This window comes from Kaistella polysaccharea (genome assembly GCF_020410745.1).
In the GTDB taxonomy this organism is placed as follows: domain Bacteria; phylum Bacteroidota; class Bacteroidia; order Flavobacteriales; family Weeksellaceae; genus Kaistella; species Kaistella polysaccharea.
The window spans coordinates 2,175,435-2,191,774 of record NZ_CP084528.1; the positions used below are offsets into that span (position 1 = coordinate 2,175,435).

A 16,340-nucleotide genomic window follows, 5' to 3' on the forward strand; every position below is an offset into this window, starting at 1 on the left:
TTATAGAAAAACGAAAGATTTTATCCGTGTAAATCTGTGAAATCCGTGCGGAAAAGATTCTGTTTTATATCATTCTGCGCGGAAGCCAACTCTCGCATTTCTTCAGTAAATTTGTAATTAGAAATTTTGCCTCATGAATGTCTTCGATCTTATTATCAACGATAAAGAAGTGGTTTCTTTAGATGATGTTTTTTTGAATAAATACAACTACCAAAACATTCAACAACTTATCAAAGAACATAAGTATGTGGATGAGCTTATGAAATTTGGTTTGCCGGTCAGTAATAAAATTCTGCTTCAAGGCAATTCCGGCTGTGGAAAAACCACCACTGCAAAAGCGATTGCACACGCTTTGGGGAAACCAATTCTTATTCTGAATTTGAGCAATGTTGTATGTTCTAGAAGTGGCGAAACTTCCCAAAATATCAAGCAGATTTTTGATAAAGCAGCACGCGAAAAAGCCGTTCTTTTTCTGGATGAGTTCGACCAAATCGGCAAAGAGCGTGGAAATGACGAAAACGACGTGGGTGAAATGCGTAGATTAGTGAATACCGTTATTCAATCAATTGACTATCTTCCCACCAACACATTGCTTATTGCAGCAACCAACCACGCTGAAATAATAGATATAGCTTTGATGAGACGTTTTCAGCTGCGCATTAATTTCGAAATGCCAAGTACAGAAGTTTTAGATTCGTACTACGATAAAATTCTGCTTCCTTTTCCAAAAGAAATGCAAAATTTCGAACGACAATATAATATCTCATTTGCAGAAGCCAAAGATTGCGCGTTTACCAGCATTAAATCTCTTCTTATTGAACAATTCGAAAAGTTAGATCAGCTTGATATATTAGATCGCCTCGAAAAATCAGTACAATAATGCCTGCTTCTATTGTAGAAAATCTGAAAGTAATCACGCAAAGAATTGAAAATGCTTGTATTAAAAGTGAGAGAAATCCTTCAGAGGTTCGGCTATTACTAGCCACCAAAACAGTTTCCGCTGAAAATATTAAAATTGCAATTGAAGCAGGACAAAATTTAATTGCTGAAAATAAAGTTCAGGAAGCTAAAGAGAAATATGAATCTTTAAAGTCGATTCCACACGAAAGTCATTTTATCGGCCATCTTCAAAGCAATAAAATAAAAGATCTTCTCAAGTGTGATATTTCCTGCATTCAATCGATTGACCGTTTAGACTTGGCGCAAAAACTTCATCAGCGATTGTTATTTGAAAATAAAACGATGGAAGTTCTGATTCAAGTAAACACTTCTAATGACGAAAGCAAGTTCGGAATTCATCCAGATCAAGCCGTCCAGCTTATTCAGCAAGTTTCAGAATTAGAAACTTTAAAAATAAAAGGATTAATGACGATTGGTTTGTTCAGTGCGGAAACTGAAAAAGTTCGGAAGTGTTTTCAATTGCTTAATAAAATTCAACAGGAAACGATTGTCGTTAATTTTCCAAATGTTGAAATGAAAGAATTATCGATGGGAATGAGCAGTGATCTGGAAATCGCCATCGAAGAAGGTTCAACCATCGTTAGAGTTGGAACCGCCATTTTTGGACAGAGAATCCATCCAGACAGTTATTATTGGGATGAAAGTAAAAGCTGAGTTATAAGTTAAAAAAAACCGACAATTACTGCCGGTTATTATTATACCAAGTTCAAAGTCTATTTTCTATTGGTCTATTTCCCTATCATTTTATTCAAGCTGGCCAAAATTTTCGCACTTTCATATTTCAAAGCATATAAATGCTCACCACTGAATTCTATAAATTCTTTAGGTTCTGCAGCCATTTCATAAAGTGTCTTTCCCTGCGCAAAAGGAACATCTTTGTCTTCCTTGCTGTGAATCATGAGTTTCGGAATTTTAGTTATTTGCTTAATATCTTCTTTTGCGGAATAGGGGGTTATAAAAGAATTCTCCAGGTAATCCTTTACTTGTGGTGCGTAAACTGCGGCGATATGTCCGAACGAAACCATTGCGCCTTCTAAGACTAATCCACTGACTTCAGATTGATGATCTTTTGCCAAATGAGTAGCGATCTGCGTTCCTATGGATGCTCCGTAAAAAATGATCTTTTGGTTTTTAATATCTTTTCTTTTCATCAACTCATTGAAAATTATTTCTCCATCTGCAGCAATATTGGTGTGAAGCGGTTTTCCTGTTGATTTCCCGTAACCTCGGAAATCGATCAATACAATTTGATAATTATCTTTCAATAAATAATTCATTAAAGGAGCATAATTCGTCACGTTTCCGCCGGCGCCATGAAAATAGAAAATAGTCGCTTTCGCTTTTTGATTGGGTTTTAAAATTACCCCCGTAATCGTGTCATTTTCTACCGCGAAGTTGATGTTTTCTACAGATGCCCATTCAATCGGTTTCATCACTTTACTCGGGAAATAGAATTTTTCATCCATTTGAGCTTTTGCGAAAATCATGTTAGCAACCACGAGAATTAGAAAGAATACTTTTGTTTTCATATTGTTTATTTTATGGTGTAAATATATAGCGGTTCAGCCAATTATTAAAAATTATTATTCTGAACGGTAATTTAAACGTGCTGGCCTGTATTTTTTCTAAACTTTAAATAAAAAAAACCGACAATTACTGCCGGTTATTTTTGTATCAAGACGCGAAGTTTCTTATCTGTTCGACTAATGATTATTTTCCTTTCTTGAAAAATCCAATTCCACATTCTAAGAATGCTTTGAAATCCTCTTTCGGCATGTATCCAGAAATAGGAGTGTTGATCACTTTTCCATCTGGAGAAACCAAAACATAGTGAGGTTGTGAATTATTATTAAAGTTAATTTGTTGAAACAGACTCCATTTATCCCCAATGGTTTTAATTTTCTTTTTCTGACCATTTCCCATATCAATGGAAGTTTGCTCACTTTCTGGCAAAGGTTCTTTATCATCAATATAAAGTGAAGCTAGTATTACTTCGTTTTGAAGAATTGGTAAAATATCGGGTTCGCTCCACACGAATTCTTCCATTTTTCGGCAGTTTTCGCAACCGTAGCCTGTAAAGTCAATCAGCAAAGGTTTATTTTCTTTTTTCGCGATTTCAAGTGCTTCGAAATAATCGTGCGAAGGATGCATCCCCAAAATTCCATCTTTTTCATCATGTAAATAACTGACGTTAATCGGTGGCAAAATTCCACTCAAATGCTGAAGTCTTGGTCGTTCCGCTGGAAATAAACCTTGAATCAAATAGATAATAAAGGCAATTCCTAAAAAACCGATGATTTTTCTTGTTGTAGATATTTTAGCGTTTTTATCATCGTGCGGAAATCTAATTTTCCCGAATAGATAAAGTACCAAACCGATCGCAATTAAAATCCAAATTGCGATAAATAATTCTCTTTTCAGGAAGAACGTTTTTGAAACTAAATCTGCTTTTGATAAAAACTTCAAAGCCAAACCTAATTCTATAAAACCTAAAACAACTTTCACGGTATTCATCCAGCCGCCTGATTTGGGTAAGCTTTGCAGTGCCTGCGGGAATAATGCAAGTAGACCAAAAACAATCGCCCACGAAAATCCGAATCCTGCTAAAGCAAAAGTCAGCAGCATGGGAACGTTTGATGATCCTGTGACCGCACTTCCTAATAAACTCCCCAGAATTGGACCTGTACAAGAGAAGGAAACGATAACCAAAGTCAACGCCATAAAGAAGATTCCGATAATCCCACCAGCATCTTCTGCTTTTGATGATTTGTTGGCAATAGAACTTGGTAAAGTGATATCATAATACCCAAAAAAACTTCCGGCAAAAAATAAGAAAATGATGAAGAAGGCAACATTTAACCAAACACTTGTAGAGATTTGATTGAAGATATTTCCTGCAATTCCATCAATAATATGAAAAGGAACGCTCAATAAAACGAAAATAAGTAAGATGAAGAATCCGTAGATAAATGCATCTCTTTTCCCTTTTGCTTTGTCTTTATTTCCTTTTGTGAAAAATGAGACAGTTAAAGGAATCATCGGAAATACACAGGGCGTAAGTAAGGCGATCAATCCACCGAAAAAGCCTAATAATAAATAGGTCCAAAAGTTTTCGCTGTTTTCCTGCGCGGCAATTCCGCAATCGGTTTGTGGATTTGCGAAATCTAAGGAAGCTACTTTCAATCCTTCCTGTTTCGCTACGACTGGAGTTTGAATAGTAGTTTCTGGAACGTCTGTTGAAGTAAGCGTATCTGCATTTTCTGTAAGGAGTGCCGTACCATTAGGTTCTGTTACACCAGTGGTTGATACTTGAGTTTCTGCACCCGCGGTCGGCGTTACTTTTTGTTCAAATTCTAAAGTGTTCGGTGCCAAACAAACCCGGTCATCACAAGTTTGATACGTAATTTCGGCTGTTATATTTGCAGGTTTTGCGTTGTTTTTTAGTTTGAATTTTTGTTTAAATAAAACCTTGTCCGAATAATAAACGATCTGAGCGCCAAAAGCTTCAGAAAATTCATCGTGTTTTTTCCCTTGTTCAATTACTTTCCCGAGCAGGCTAATTCCCTCTTTGGAAGTTAGCTTCATTTCAGTCGGGATCCCAGAATCCGGCGGTAAATCTTGTGAATAGATATGCCAGTTTTTATCGATCGTTGCCGTTAAAACTGCTTCGTATTCATTATTTGGCAGTGAATTAATATTGTATTTAAATTTTACAGGATCTTTAATTTGTGCGGTAATTCCCTGAAAAAGGAAAAGAACAATAAGGATAAACCAATTTTTAAATTTCATTTTTACTTTACTTTTTTCGTATTCTGAAATTGAACACTATAATTTAATTTTGATAATTTTAGATGAATCTTTTGTGGCTGCAAACCTGCCGTCCTGTCGTAAAGGAATTACTCCCAAAATATCGTTTTTGCCGTCGCACAAAAGCCAAATTTTTTGATGGGCTAAAATAGGTAATTTTTCATCCTTAAAAAATTTTGCGATTTTCTTTCTGCCTATCATTCCAATAGGATAGAAAATATCACCTTTTTTTGCTTTTCTTAATAGTAAAGGAAATTGAATTTGTTCTTGATCGACTTTCCAGCTTAATTTTCCGAATTTTAAAATATTTGATTTAAAATCTTCAGGAATGATTACCGTATTTTCTGCGGTAATTTCTAAAATAATTTCTTTTTGTTCCGGAATTTCCGAGGTTCTTGCCGTAATTATCAATATTTCCCGGTCAACTTTTAGTTCGTGACTTTGGGATAGAAATCTCTTTCCGCTTTCTGATTTCCCTATTTTTCTTATTTCTTCTGGTGAATCAAAATTGAATTTTCGGAGAATTTCAAACTGCACAAACTCACTTTGCTTTAGAAAAGCAACTTTATTAAGAACGATGGAATTGTTTTCTTTAGTCATAATTTCCGCCGAAATTTTTAAAATATTTTCTTCAATGAATTGATGACTCTCGTTGAGGTATTTTAAACTTTTACCGAAATTGGTGAGAAAATTTTCGTTCACTTTTAAGAGGTTCGGCGTAATTTCATTCCGAATAAAATTCCGTAAATAATCATTTTTCTGATTCGAAAGATCTTCCCGAAACCAAACTTTATTTTCTGCTGCGAACCCGTAAATTTCCTCTTTGGTAAAATGTAAAAGTGGCCGAAGTATTTTATTTTTTTTCGCAGGAATTCCGCTTAAACCTTTGATGCCAGAAGCTTTTGAAAGATTAATGATAAAGGTTTCCAGTTCATCATTTAAATGATGGGCCGTTACGGTAAAGTCCAGATTTCTTTCATTCTTAATTTTATTAAAGAAATTATAGCGTAAGATTCTCGCCCATTCCTGAATTGAATTTTTTGGCCGCTGATCAACATCCGAAACGTTATATAGATGGAGAGAAATATTATTTTCCTTACAAATCTCTTCTAGGAGCAATTGATCTGCTTCAGAATCTAAACCGCGCAAACCATAATTTACGTGGGCAACTTCGAAGCTTAATTTTAATTCTGTAAATAAATTCAAAAGAACCATCGAGTCAGCACCTCCGCTTACGGCAAGTAAATACTTTGTCGCCTCGTAATTTGGGGTCAGTTCGCTGAGCGATTGCTGAAAAGTCTCGGTATTAAGCAATTTTAAGGATATTTTAAGGAATATTTAGCAAAGATAATTCTTCTTGTTCAAAACGATTTCTCTATTTTTGGATGACTAAAATAAATATTATGAAAATAGCGAGTTTAGGTGCCGTTCTTGGAATGGCTTTAATGATGACTTCCTGTGTGAGCAAGAAGCAGTTTGATGCTTTAAATGAGAATTATAATCAATGCATCACCAATGTTGGGGAAAGGCAGCGTGAAATTCAAGATTTAAAAGGATTAAATTCTGGTCTCTCCAGCGAAAATGCACTTTTAAAAGGGCAAAATGATGCGTTGAAATCTTCGCTTGATGCGTGTTTATCCAACAGCGGAAAAGGTTCTGCGAATATTGATAAATTGATTGGGGAAATTAATTCTTCCAACAAATACATCAAACAGCTCATTTCAACCAATTCAAAAAACGACAGTTTGAACTTGGCTTTATCTAACAAATTAAAACGATCACTGGATAATATCGCAGATAATGATGTACAGGTGAAAGTACTGAAAGGAGTTGTAATGATCTCACTTTCCGACAATATGTTGTACAGAACCGGCGACTACAATATTTTACCTGCAGCACAAGATGTATTAGGAAAAGTAGCGAAGGTAATTAATGATTACGACACGTATTCTGTATTAATTGAAGGTAATACCGATAATGTTCCGTTGAACTCTAATAACTTGCCGAAAGACAACTGGGATTTATCAGCTTTAAGAGCGACATCAATGGCGAAAGTACTTCAGACGAGATTCGGTGTAAATCCTGCAAGAATTACAGCAGGTGGACGAAGCGAGTACAATCCTAAAACGACCAACGCGTCAGTTTCAGGAAGAGCTGAAAACAGAAGAACTGAAATCATCATCATGCCGAAACTTGATGAGTTTATGAAATTAATGGAAATTGCTCCTGTAAAAAACTAAGCAATTATCTTTTAGATATTGATTCAGCGCTGTTAGAGCTACAAGTTCTAACAGCGCTTTTTTTATTTTAAATGCTTAAATTTGAATTCAAATAAAGTTGGAATGAGTTTTTTCGAAGAACATTGTCCGGAAGTCGATCGCTATTTAGAAGATCATGCCTCTGCAGAACCCGATATTTTAAAGAGATTGCGGAAAGAAACTTATCAGAAAACCACTCAACCTCATATGATTTCGGGCTATTTGCAAGGCAGATTTCTTTCCCTTATTTCAAAAATGGTTTCGCCGGAAAATATCTTAGAAATTGGGACTTTCACAGGTTATGCCACACTCTGCTTGGCGGAGGGTTTGCGGCCTGATGGCAAGATCACCACTTTAGATATTAATGAAGAGCTTGCTTATCTGCCCAAAAAATACTTTCAGGAAAGTGCCTTTTCTAGTCAGATTGATTTTAAATTAAAAGATGCGAAGGAATTTTTAAAAGAAACAAAGGAAAATTTTGATCTTATATTTATTGATGCAGACAAAGAAAGTTATGTTGAATATTTCAACCTCTTAAAAAACAAAGTGAAAAGTGGAACTGTAATTCTGTTTGATAACGTTTTGTGGTACGGAAAAATTCTGGAAGATCAGCCGAAGCAAAAATCAACACAAATCATTAAAGACCTGAATGACCTGGTGTCAAAAGATAAAGATTTCGAAAATGTTATTTTACCTTTGCGCGACGGCCTTCATTTAATCCGTAAAAAATAAATGCATCATCATATGAACAAAGGAATTTGTACGGTTTCCGTGGCTGCATTACGGCTCGAACCTTCGCACCACGTGGAAATGACTTCGCAATTGCTTTACGGAGAATCGGTAGATATTTTGGCGAATGAAGGCAAGTTTCTGAAAGTGAAAATGCATTTCGATCAATATGAAGGTTGGGTTGATGCTCAGCAAATTACAGAGATTTCTGAAGAAGATTTGAAAGCCAGAAGCATTGTAATGGTCCAAGATACTTTTAAGAATTACAAGGTGGAAGAAGGAGAAATACTTTTATCCATCGGCAGTGAAATAAGAGGAGAAAATGACGGTTCTGAACATCCGAAAAATATTTCGGAGACTGCATTAAAATTTTTAAATGTTCCCTATCTCTGGAGCGGTCGCAGTTTTTTCGGAATTGACTGTAGCGGTTTTGCACAGCTGGTTTACAAAATTCATGGTTTTGCCTTGCCACGGGACGCTTATCAACAGGCAGAAGTAGGAGAGGTTTTAAGCTTTGTAGAGGAAAGCCGAGCTGGAGACTTAGCGTTTTTCGAGAATGAGGAAGGGCAAATTGTGCACGTGGGAATCATGCTTAATCACCACGAAATTATTCATTCATTTGGTAAAGTGCGAATTGATGCCTTAGATACCACCGGGATTTTCAATAAAGATTTAAATAAGCACACCCACAAACTGCGGTTTATAAGAAATGTCTTGCCAAATAAATAATTCTTAATTTTAAGGAGCCTATTTATTAGAAATGTGATGTCTAAAATATCGTTATATCTTAAAATTGCCGCGTTCATTTTGCTCATATTTATCTGGGATATTATTTTCATTAATTATCGGGAACTTACACCAACAATACCGATTCATTTTGATCTTAGTGGAACTGCAAATCGATTTGGACCGAAAATTACGTTATGGTTTTTAGCTGGTGTTGCCACATTTGTTTATCTCCTTTTGTTTTTAGTTGCGAAAAATCCCAAAACGCCGTTACTTAATATTCCTGAAAATTTTAAAAAGGATACCAAAAAATCGGAACTTATTGTGAATATCTTAAATTTCCTGACTATGCTTATTTTCGCCGTAATCACTTATGAAAGTGTTGCAACAGGGTTAGGAACACAAGAAGGATTAAGTTCAGTAGTTAATTATCTTTTAGGACTCATGCTCGTATTGGTGGTGGTAATGGTAATCGTATCTAAAAAAAATATGCAGAAAGAATATCCTCAAAATACGGACTAGTGAAATCGATTTACAACATATTGGTAAGCTTACTCATCACAGCGATAAAAATCGGTGCGATTTTTAACTATAAATTGAAAAAAGGGCTCGCCGGACGCAGACAAAGTTGTGAAATTGTAAAATCAAAATTTTCCGCAGATGATAAAATAATCTGGATGCATGCCGCGAGTTTAGGTGAGTACGAACAAGGTCTGCCAGTTTTAGAGAAATTAAAAGCAAAGTTTCCGACCCATAAAATTTTAGTTACATTTTTCTCGCCCTCGGGTTACGACAACGTCATTAAGAAAAAAAGCATTGCAGATGCGATTTGCTACCTTCCTTTTGATACCAAAGAATGGGTCACCGAATTTGTTTCCAATTTTAAAACTGATATTTTCTTTACCGTAAAATATGATTATTGGTACAATCTTCTGGATGAGCTGAAAAAGCAAGGTGCCCAAATCTATGTTGTTTCTGCCTTATTTTATGAAACGCAAGTGTTCTTTAAATTTTATGGAAAATGGTTTGTAAGAGAATTAAAAAGAAATGTAGATTTCTTCTTTCATCAAACTACGCATTCTTCAGCTTTAGCAAAAGGTATTGGCTTGAAAAATTCTCTGACAGCGGGTGATACGCGCTATGATCGGGTGAAACAATTGCGTGAAAAAGACAATACCGTGCAATTTATTAAGGAATTTGTGCTCGATCGCAAAACTGTTATTTTTGGAAGTTCCTGGGAAGCTGAAGAAAGAATGGCTGAAATAATTGCCGCGAAAAACAGAGATGTAAAAATTATTATTGCACCGCACGATTTAAAACGCGTTGCTAATTTAAAAACAATTTTTCCGACTTCTCTTTTGTATTCTCAAATTTCAGATAAAGAGGCTCTGAATTATTCAAATGTGAAAGTTTTAATTATTGACTGTATTGGACTTCTGGGAAATCTTTACTCCTACGGTAATTTGGCGGTAGTTGGGGGTGGATTTCACTCCAAAGGGTTGCATAATATTTTAGAAGCTGCAACCTATGGAATTCCCGTTTTTTTCGGAAATCAGTACACCAACAATCCAGAAGCTGATGGATTAATCGCCAAGAACGGCGGAAAATCTTTCGAAGATGAATTTTTTGCAGCACCTTATCTTTTAGGTTTATTAAACGATGAAGTTTTATTGAAAAAGATGGGTGATAACGCACGAATATTTATTAACAGCCAACCGATTGCTTCTGATTTTATCGTAGAATATATGGTTAAAAACCATCAAAATTAAAATTTGTTGTATGCTTTTAGAGTGAATACATTTTAAAAATTTTAAAGTAAAAGAATGAAAAATAGTATTAAAATTCTGTGTCAGTTCTTTTTAGTTTTTTAAACTATGATTTAATGTCAAAAATAACGGCAGTTAAAGCAGGTAAAATGATTGCTGTTCTTTCTGGAAAAGTGCTAATCACCACCGAAAATTTTGCAGATATTATCGCAGTTCAGGAAAATCCATTGAATGGAATTATCGATCTGGAAAATGTGAATTTTGTAATGAAAGATGACGTGGTTTACAAAAATGAATTTATAAAATAGAAACTGAAGCGGTGTTTCCCCAAAAACAGTAAAGATATGCATGCACAAAGCCAATATTCAGATTCGGAGTTGATTCAAAAAATTCTTAATAAAGAAACGGCACTTTTTGAATTAATAATCCGTCGTAACAATCCGTTCCTTTATCGGATTGGGAAAATGTATCATTTCAGTCATGAAGATACTCAAGATTTAATGCAGGATTCATACATTCAGGCATATACACATCTTAGTCAATTTAAAAATAGGTCTTCATTTAAAACCTGGCTTTCGAAGATTATGATTCACGAATGTTATAGAAAATCCAAGAAATGGGCAGAAACACATATAGAATCTCTTGATAAAAATACGCTGCTTTATGAGAAAGTGGGCAACACAGAAACCTACAGTAATGTGATGAATACAGAGCTAAAATCAGTGATCGAAAAAAGTTTACTCGAAATCTCCGAAGATTACCGTACCGTTTTTACGTTGCGAGAAATCAACGGTTTAAGCGTTGCAGAAACTGCAGAAGTTTTAGATATAAGTGAAAGCAATGTAAAAGTGCGGCTCAACCGGGCAAAAAAATATTTGAAAATAGAAATTGAAAAATCTTACAATAGAGAAGAGATTTTTGAATTTAATTTAATCTATTGTGATGTAATGGTAAGCCGTGTGGTGAAAAAGATTGTGTCGATCTCCATCTAAATTATCGAAGTAAACCTTCACCTTTAACTTCCTTAAACAGTAAATCAATTTGGTCGGGAATATTTTCCGGATCAAACCAACTTAAAAATATTCCATTGTGCAGGGTGAGTTCTTCTAAAGATTTATTGCCTAAAATCTGGTCTTTAATATCTTCGTAGTTTGGTCGTAAATCAAGATAATAATCTGGATCTAATTTTTTAGTTAAAATAAATGCACGGAAAATTTTGTTGAGTAAGTAAATGAATAATTTATAGTGATCACCGCTCTTTGGGAGATGTTTTAAAGTTTCACTTACCAGTAAAAGATTTAAAGAAACCTCGCCAAACTTATCCGACGTTATTTTTACATGTTCCGTGATTTTGGAACTAATCTTTCTGATTTGGGTAAGAAAATATTTGGTTCGACCGTATTTCTTTGCAGCGAGAGGAACTTCATTTTTAATTAAAATTTCCATTTGTGCTCGCTTATCATCCGCCGTTTCAGGATCAATCAGTTCGAAATATAGTCGATGCGATAAAATGCGGTCTTTCTTTAAAAGCCGTATGATCAATTTATCTTTTTCTTTTGCCGTAAAATTTGAAATCGCCTCTTTAAATTCTTTTGAATATTCCATTAATTAAAAATTTTAGAATATTTCATAAATCCATTAATTGCCCAATTTCCGGTATAATACAGTGATTTTAAGGTTGAAAAATTCATATGTTCTTTGTAGACTAAATATTGATCTTTCATAATATTGGTTTTTTTCCGAGAAATACTGCTTGCATGCATTCTGTATTTGGCCATAGTTTTCGGCAGCGGTTTTCCGACCGGGATTTTCTTTAATAAATTAAGCCACATCACGTGATCTTCCCGTTTGCTGCCCTTTGGAAAAAATTCTTTACCCACTCTTTCAGAATCGTACATTGAACTTAGAAGAGATAATCTGCACGTTTTTAATAAATTATCAAAAGTAACCTCTTTATCTGCCCTAAAATCTGTTAGTTTTGGGATCAAGTTTTCGTCACATCTTGCATAATTTGAGTAGGCGAGTTCTGCTTTTTCTTCTTTCATGAACTGAATCATTTCTTGAAGAAAATTGGGCTCCCAATAATCATCCGCATCTAAAAATGTGATGTATTTTCCGGTAGCTTTTTCAAGAGATAAATTTCTCGCGTGACCTGCGCCACAGTTTTTATCAGCAATGGTGAGAATTATACGTGGATCATTATAATTCTTAATGATTTCTACGGTATTATCACTGGAGCAATCATCTGTAATTAGCCATTCAAAATCCTGAAAAGTTTGTGCTAAAACGGCCTGGATCGTTTCCATTATAAATGGCGCGGAATTGAAAGATGGCGTGATAATAGAAATCTCAGGCATAAAAATTTGTTTCTAAGCAAAGATATTAATATTTATATTCTGTTTAGAGCGGTATGCATTTTGTAAACAATTATGCAACACATAAAAAATATCTATTATGAAAAAGCTATTGTTAATGAGTACGTCGGTATTGTTTGCGTTGGCAGTTAGCTGCAGAAGTGACGACAGCTCTGATAACTCGGATAAGATGAAACTCCAAGGAAATTGGCAACCGGACAAAATTGTAACTACAACTACCGCTAATGGGGGAAGTACAACTACAACAGTTGTTACTGATAATTGCCAGAAAAAAGGCAGAATTACATTTACCACAGATACATCAGGTAAAATAAAATACTATGACAACAGCAATGGAACTTGCACCATGTTATTCGATTTGCCTATTGAATACACCTACAATCCAGATACAAAAGCCTTTTCTATTACTACAAATGGTAATAAAATGGACGGAGCAATTACCACTTTAACAAATAGTAATATGGTGGTTTATTATGTTGATAAGAGTAATTCTTCCAGTATTAATAAGATCGAAATCTCGGCGACGAAAGTTGCGAATTAATTTTAAGTTTTTTTACACAGAAGTCCTCATCAGAAATGGTGAGGATTTTTTCATTTCAAAACCTTAAATTTGTGACTTATTTAAAATTAAAGAATGTTTTACGACCATCAATCGATCGAAAAAAAGTGGCAGAAATTCTGGCAAGAAAATCAAACTAACAAAACTGATAATACTACCGATAAACCAAAATTTTATGTTTTGGATATGTTTCCTTATCCTTCTGGAGCGGGTTTACACGTTGGTCATCCGCTCGGTTATATCGCTTCTGACATTTATGCAAGGTATAAGAGACATCAAGGATTTAATGTTTTGCATCCGATTGGTTACGATTCATTCGGGCTTCCAGCAGAACAATATGCGATCCAAACAGGTCAGCATCCTGCTATAACGACCGAAGAGAATATTACGCGCTACGAACAGCAAATGCGCAGAATTGGTTTTTCATTTGACTGGAGTAGGGAAGTGAGAACTTCTGATGCTTCTTATTACAAATGGACGCAGTGGATTTTCATTCAACTTTTTGATTCGTGGTATAACAAATCTACCGATAGAGCTGAGCCTATTTCAGAATTGATTCGTCATTTTGAAAATCAGGGAACTGATAATTTATCAGCAGTTCAAAACGATATTTTAAATTTTACAGCAGAAGAGTGGAAAGGTGCTTCTGAATTAGATCAACAAGATATTTTGTTAAACTACCGTTTAGCTTATCGTGCGGAAACAACGGTGAATTGGTGCCCAGGTTTAGGAACAGTATTGGCGAATGATGAGGTAAAAGATGGTAAATCTGAAAGAGGAGGTTTCCCCGTTTTTCAAAAGAAAATGATGCAGTGGAGTATGCGTATTACTGCGTACTCTGAAAGATTACTGCAAGGTCTAAACTCTTTAGATTGGCCGCAACCATTGAAAGATGCGCAGGAATACTGGATTGGAAAATCTCAGGGAGCACTCGTGACTTTTGATGTTGAAGATGCTCAAGAAAAAATATCCGTGTTCACCACACGTCCCGACACTATATTTGGAGCTACATTTATGGTTTTAGCGCCAGAGAATCCTTTGGTTAAAACTTTAACAATAGAAGGTCAAAAAGAGGAAGTTGAAAACTACATCGAACAAACTTCTAAGAAAACAGAGCGTGATCGTATGTCTGACGTGAAAAATGTGAGTGGTGTGTTCACTGGATCATATGCTTTAAATCCTTTTACCAATGCAGAAATGCCGGTTTATATTTCTGATTACGTGCTGATGGGTTACGGAACTGGCGCTGTAATGGCCGTTCCGGCACATGATGAACGTGATCACCGTTTTGCGAAAAAATTCGATTTGACCATTGTCAATGTCATTGAAAATGATGTCGATATTCAGGAAGAGTCATTTGATTCGAAAGATTCGGTTTGCGTGAATTCAGAATTTTTAAATGGTTTAAAATATGACGACGCCAAATCATTAATTATTTCTGAAATTGAAAAGAGAAATATCGGACACGGAACAACCAATTACAGACAGCGAGATGCTGTTTTCTCCCGTCAGCGATATTGGGGCGAACCGGTTCCTGTATATTATAAAGAAGGAATGCCGTACACTTTGCCGATTTCTGCTTTGCCTTTGGAACTTCCAGAAGTTGAGAAATACTTACCAACTGAAGATGGCGATCCACCTTTAGGAAACGCTAAAACATTTGGTTGGGATGAATCCAAGCAGAAAGTTGTTTCTACTGATTTAATTAATAATGAAACAGTATTTCCTTTAGAGTTATCGACGATGCCAGGATGGGCAGGGAGTTCTTGGTATTTCTTACGATATATGGATCCGAATAATGAGGATGTTTTTACGGATAAAAATCTTTCCGATTATTGGGGGCAAGTAGATTTATATATTGGTGGAAGCGAACACGCAACCGGACATTTACTCTATTCCCGTTTCTGGAATATGTTTATGAAAGATCGAGGTTACATTAACCACGAAGAACCTTTCAAAAAACTTATTAATCAGGGAATGATTTTGGGGATGAGTGCGTTAGCGTATAGGTTTAATTATAATGAAACTTTAAATGGTATTTCAAAATCCGTTTATGTTTCTAAGAAAGTTGTTGATAATATAGAAGATAAAGAAAATATTAAGGCATTAGAAGATATAGTTTTAAAAAAATTCCCTGTAGGAATTCTTAATAAAGATCACTTTCAAAAAATCCACGTTGATGTTTCTTTATTAAAAGGCGGAACGGATGAACTCGATACCGAAAAATTTAGAAACTGGCGCTCAGAATTTGCTGAGGCAGAATTTATTTTAGAAGACGGAAAATACATTTGCGAAAGAGAAGTCGAAAAAATGTCCAAGTCAAAATACAATGTCGTGAATCCTGATGATATTTGTGATGAATTTGGCGCCGACTGTTTGCGGTTGTATGAAATGTTCCTGGGACCATTAGAACAATCAAAACCATGGAATACACAAGGTTTAAGTGGAGTTTATGGTTTCTTAAAAAAATTCTATAACCTCTATTTTAATGGAAATAATTTCTATGTTTCGGAGGAAGAACCAACCAGACAAGAATACAAAATTCTGCATACTTTAATTAAAAAAGTAGTTTTTGATATTGATAATTTCTCGTTCAATACCTCTGTTTCTCAGTTTATGATCGCCGTCAACGAATTGCAAAAACTGAAAACAAATAAAAGAGCGATCTTAGAACCTTTGGCCATTATGGTTTCACCTTATGCACCACACATCGCGGAAGAATTGTGGTATAATTTAGGAAATAATAATTCTATCGAATTTGCGCCGTTCCCCGAATTTCAAGAAAAATATCTTGTTGAAGATGAAATTGCATATCCGGTAAGTTTTAATGGTAAAATGAGGTTTAAGCTTAATTTACCTGCAGATTTATCAATTCCGGAGATTCAGGCGGCTGTTCTTGCAGATGACCGCACAAAAGAACAGTTGCAGGGAAATAATCCTAAAAAAGTGATCATTGTCCCGAAAAAAATAATTAATATTGTCCTTTAGAGAAATTATAAGGAATTTCTAGATAAAACAATCAAATAAAGGAAGCCTTATTTTTATTAAATTTTTAACCGTTCATCTTATTTTGACGATTAATAGCAATAATCCATATATTTTTTGATGATATATGAATGTTAAACTTCAGTAACATTGAAAAAAATATTTCTATTCACCT

At 35.0% G+C, this 16,340-nt stretch carries 16 protein-coding genes; 11 read left to right on the top strand and 5 right to left on the bottom strand.

Going from position 1 to position 16,340, the window contains the following annotated elements; all coding sequences use genetic code 11:
* The first annotated feature begins 133 nt into the window (after positions 1 to 133).
* A complete protein-coding gene (locus LC814_RS10175) occupies positions 134 to 880 on the top strand; it encodes an AAA family ATPase (RefSeq protein WP_226063825.1) in 747 nt (248 codons plus the stop codon).
* Positions 880 to 1,614: a YggS family pyridoxal phosphate-dependent enzyme gene (locus tag LC814_RS10180; protein WP_226063826.1), complete on the top strand. Its 735-nt coding sequence runs from the start codon at positions 880 to 882 to the stop codon at positions 1,612 to 1,614. The genes LC814_RS10175 and LC814_RS10180 overlap by 1 nt, the downstream gene beginning before the upstream one ends.
* A 74-nt stretch (positions 1,615 to 1,688) precedes the next feature.
* On the opposite strand, the gene LC814_RS10185 is transcribed toward LC814_RS10180, so the two are convergent.
* The 3 genes from LC814_RS10185 to tilS all read right to left on the bottom strand — a co-directional run bounded on the left by LC814_RS10185 (position 1,689) and on the right by tilS (position 6,081).
* Positions 1,689 to 2,489, bottom strand: coding sequence for an alpha/beta hydrolase (locus tag LC814_RS10185; protein ID WP_226063827.1), 801 nt, complete (start codon positions 2,487 to 2,489; stop codon positions 1,689 to 1,691).
* Positions 2,490 to 2,670: 181 nt separating this feature from the next.
* Positions 2,671 to 4,749: a protein-disulfide reductase DsbD family protein gene (locus LC814_RS10190; RefSeq protein WP_226063828.1), complete on the bottom strand. Its 2,079-nt coding sequence runs from the start codon at positions 4,747 to 4,749 to the stop codon at positions 2,671 to 2,673.
* Positions 4,750 to 4,785: 36 nt separating this feature from the next.
* The gene (gene tilS / locus LC814_RS10195) at positions 4,786 to 6,081 is read right to left on the bottom strand and encodes a tRNA lysidine(34) synthetase TilS (RefSeq protein ID WP_226063829.1); all 1,296 of its coding nucleotides are present in this window, start codon (positions 6,079 to 6,081) and stop codon (positions 4,786 to 4,788) included.
* Positions 6,082 to 6,170: 89 nt separating this feature from the next.
* Here tilS and LC814_RS10200 point away from each other — a divergent pair, with 89 nt between their 5' ends.
* From LC814_RS10200 to LC814_RS10230, 7 genes are all read left to right on the top strand, one after another.
* A complete protein-coding gene (locus LC814_RS10200; RefSeq protein WP_226063830.1) occupies positions 6,171 to 7,007 on the top strand; it encodes an OmpA/MotB family protein in 837 nt (278 codons plus the stop codon).
* Between the two features lie 102 nt (positions 7,008 to 7,109).
* Positions 7,110 to 7,757, top strand: a complete 648-nt coding sequence (locus LC814_RS10205) for an O-methyltransferase (protein WP_226063831.1) — start codon at positions 7,110 to 7,112, stop codon at positions 7,755 to 7,757.
* A 12-nt stretch (positions 7,758 to 7,769) separates the two neighbouring features.
* On the top strand, positions 7,770 to 8,483 hold the full coding sequence (locus LC814_RS10210; protein WP_226063832.1) for a C40 family peptidase: 714 nt from the start codon (positions 7,770 to 7,772) through the stop codon (positions 8,481 to 8,483).
* A 78-nt stretch (positions 8,484 to 8,561) separates the two neighbouring features.
* Positions 8,562 to 9,002, top strand: a complete 441-nt coding sequence (locus LC814_RS10215; protein WP_226063833.1) for a DUF1648 domain-containing protein — start codon at positions 8,562 to 8,564, stop codon at positions 9,000 to 9,002.
* Positions 9,002 to 10,249 (top strand): 3-deoxy-D-manno-octulosonic acid transferase, encoded by a 1,248-nt coding sequence (locus LC814_RS10220; protein ID WP_226063834.1) that lies wholly within the window; start codon positions 9,002 to 9,004, stop codon positions 10,247 to 10,249. The genes LC814_RS10215 and LC814_RS10220 overlap by 1 nt, the downstream gene beginning before the upstream one ends.
* 113 nt (positions 10,250 to 10,362) lie before the next feature.
* On the top strand, positions 10,363 to 10,554 hold the full coding sequence (locus LC814_RS10225) for a hypothetical protein (RefSeq protein ID WP_226065853.1): 192 nt from the start codon (positions 10,363 to 10,365) through the stop codon (positions 10,552 to 10,554).
* Positions 10,555 to 10,590: 36 nt separating this feature from the next.
* Positions 10,591 to 11,238: a sigma-70 family RNA polymerase sigma factor gene (locus tag LC814_RS10230; protein ID WP_226063835.1), complete on the top strand. Its 648-nt coding sequence runs from the start codon at positions 10,591 to 10,593 to the stop codon at positions 11,236 to 11,238.
* Between the two features lies 1 nt (position 11,239).
* Here the strand turns inward: LC814_RS10230 and LC814_RS10235 are convergent, their stop codons facing one another.
* Both LC814_RS10235 and LC814_RS10240 read right to left on the bottom strand, forming a co-directional pair.
* A complete protein-coding gene (locus tag LC814_RS10235; protein WP_226063836.1) occupies positions 11,240 to 11,851 on the bottom strand; it encodes a deoxyuridine 5'-triphosphate nucleotidohydrolase in 612 nt (203 codons plus the stop codon).
* Positions 11,851 to 12,603: a glycosyltransferase family 2 protein gene (locus LC814_RS10240; RefSeq protein ID WP_226063837.1), complete on the bottom strand. Its 753-nt coding sequence runs from the start codon at positions 12,601 to 12,603 to the stop codon at positions 11,851 to 11,853. The genes LC814_RS10235 and LC814_RS10240 overlap by 1 nt, the downstream gene beginning before the upstream one ends.
* 97 nt (positions 12,604 to 12,700) lie before the next feature.
* Between LC814_RS10240 and LC814_RS10245 the strand changes: the two genes are divergently transcribed.
* Both LC814_RS10245 and LC814_RS10250 read left to right on the top strand, forming a co-directional pair.
* Complete coding sequence (locus LC814_RS10245) at positions 12,701 to 13,162, top strand: lipocalin family protein (protein ID WP_226063838.1); 462 nt, start codon at positions 12,701 to 12,703, stop codon at positions 13,160 to 13,162.
* A 93-nt stretch (positions 13,163 to 13,255) separates the two neighbouring features.
* Positions 13,256 to 16,168: a leucine--tRNA ligase gene (locus tag LC814_RS10250; RefSeq protein WP_226063839.1), complete on the top strand. Its 2,913-nt coding sequence runs from the start codon at positions 13,256 to 13,258 to the stop codon at positions 16,166 to 16,168.
* The last annotated feature ends 172 nt before the right edge of the window (positions 16,169 to 16,340 follow it).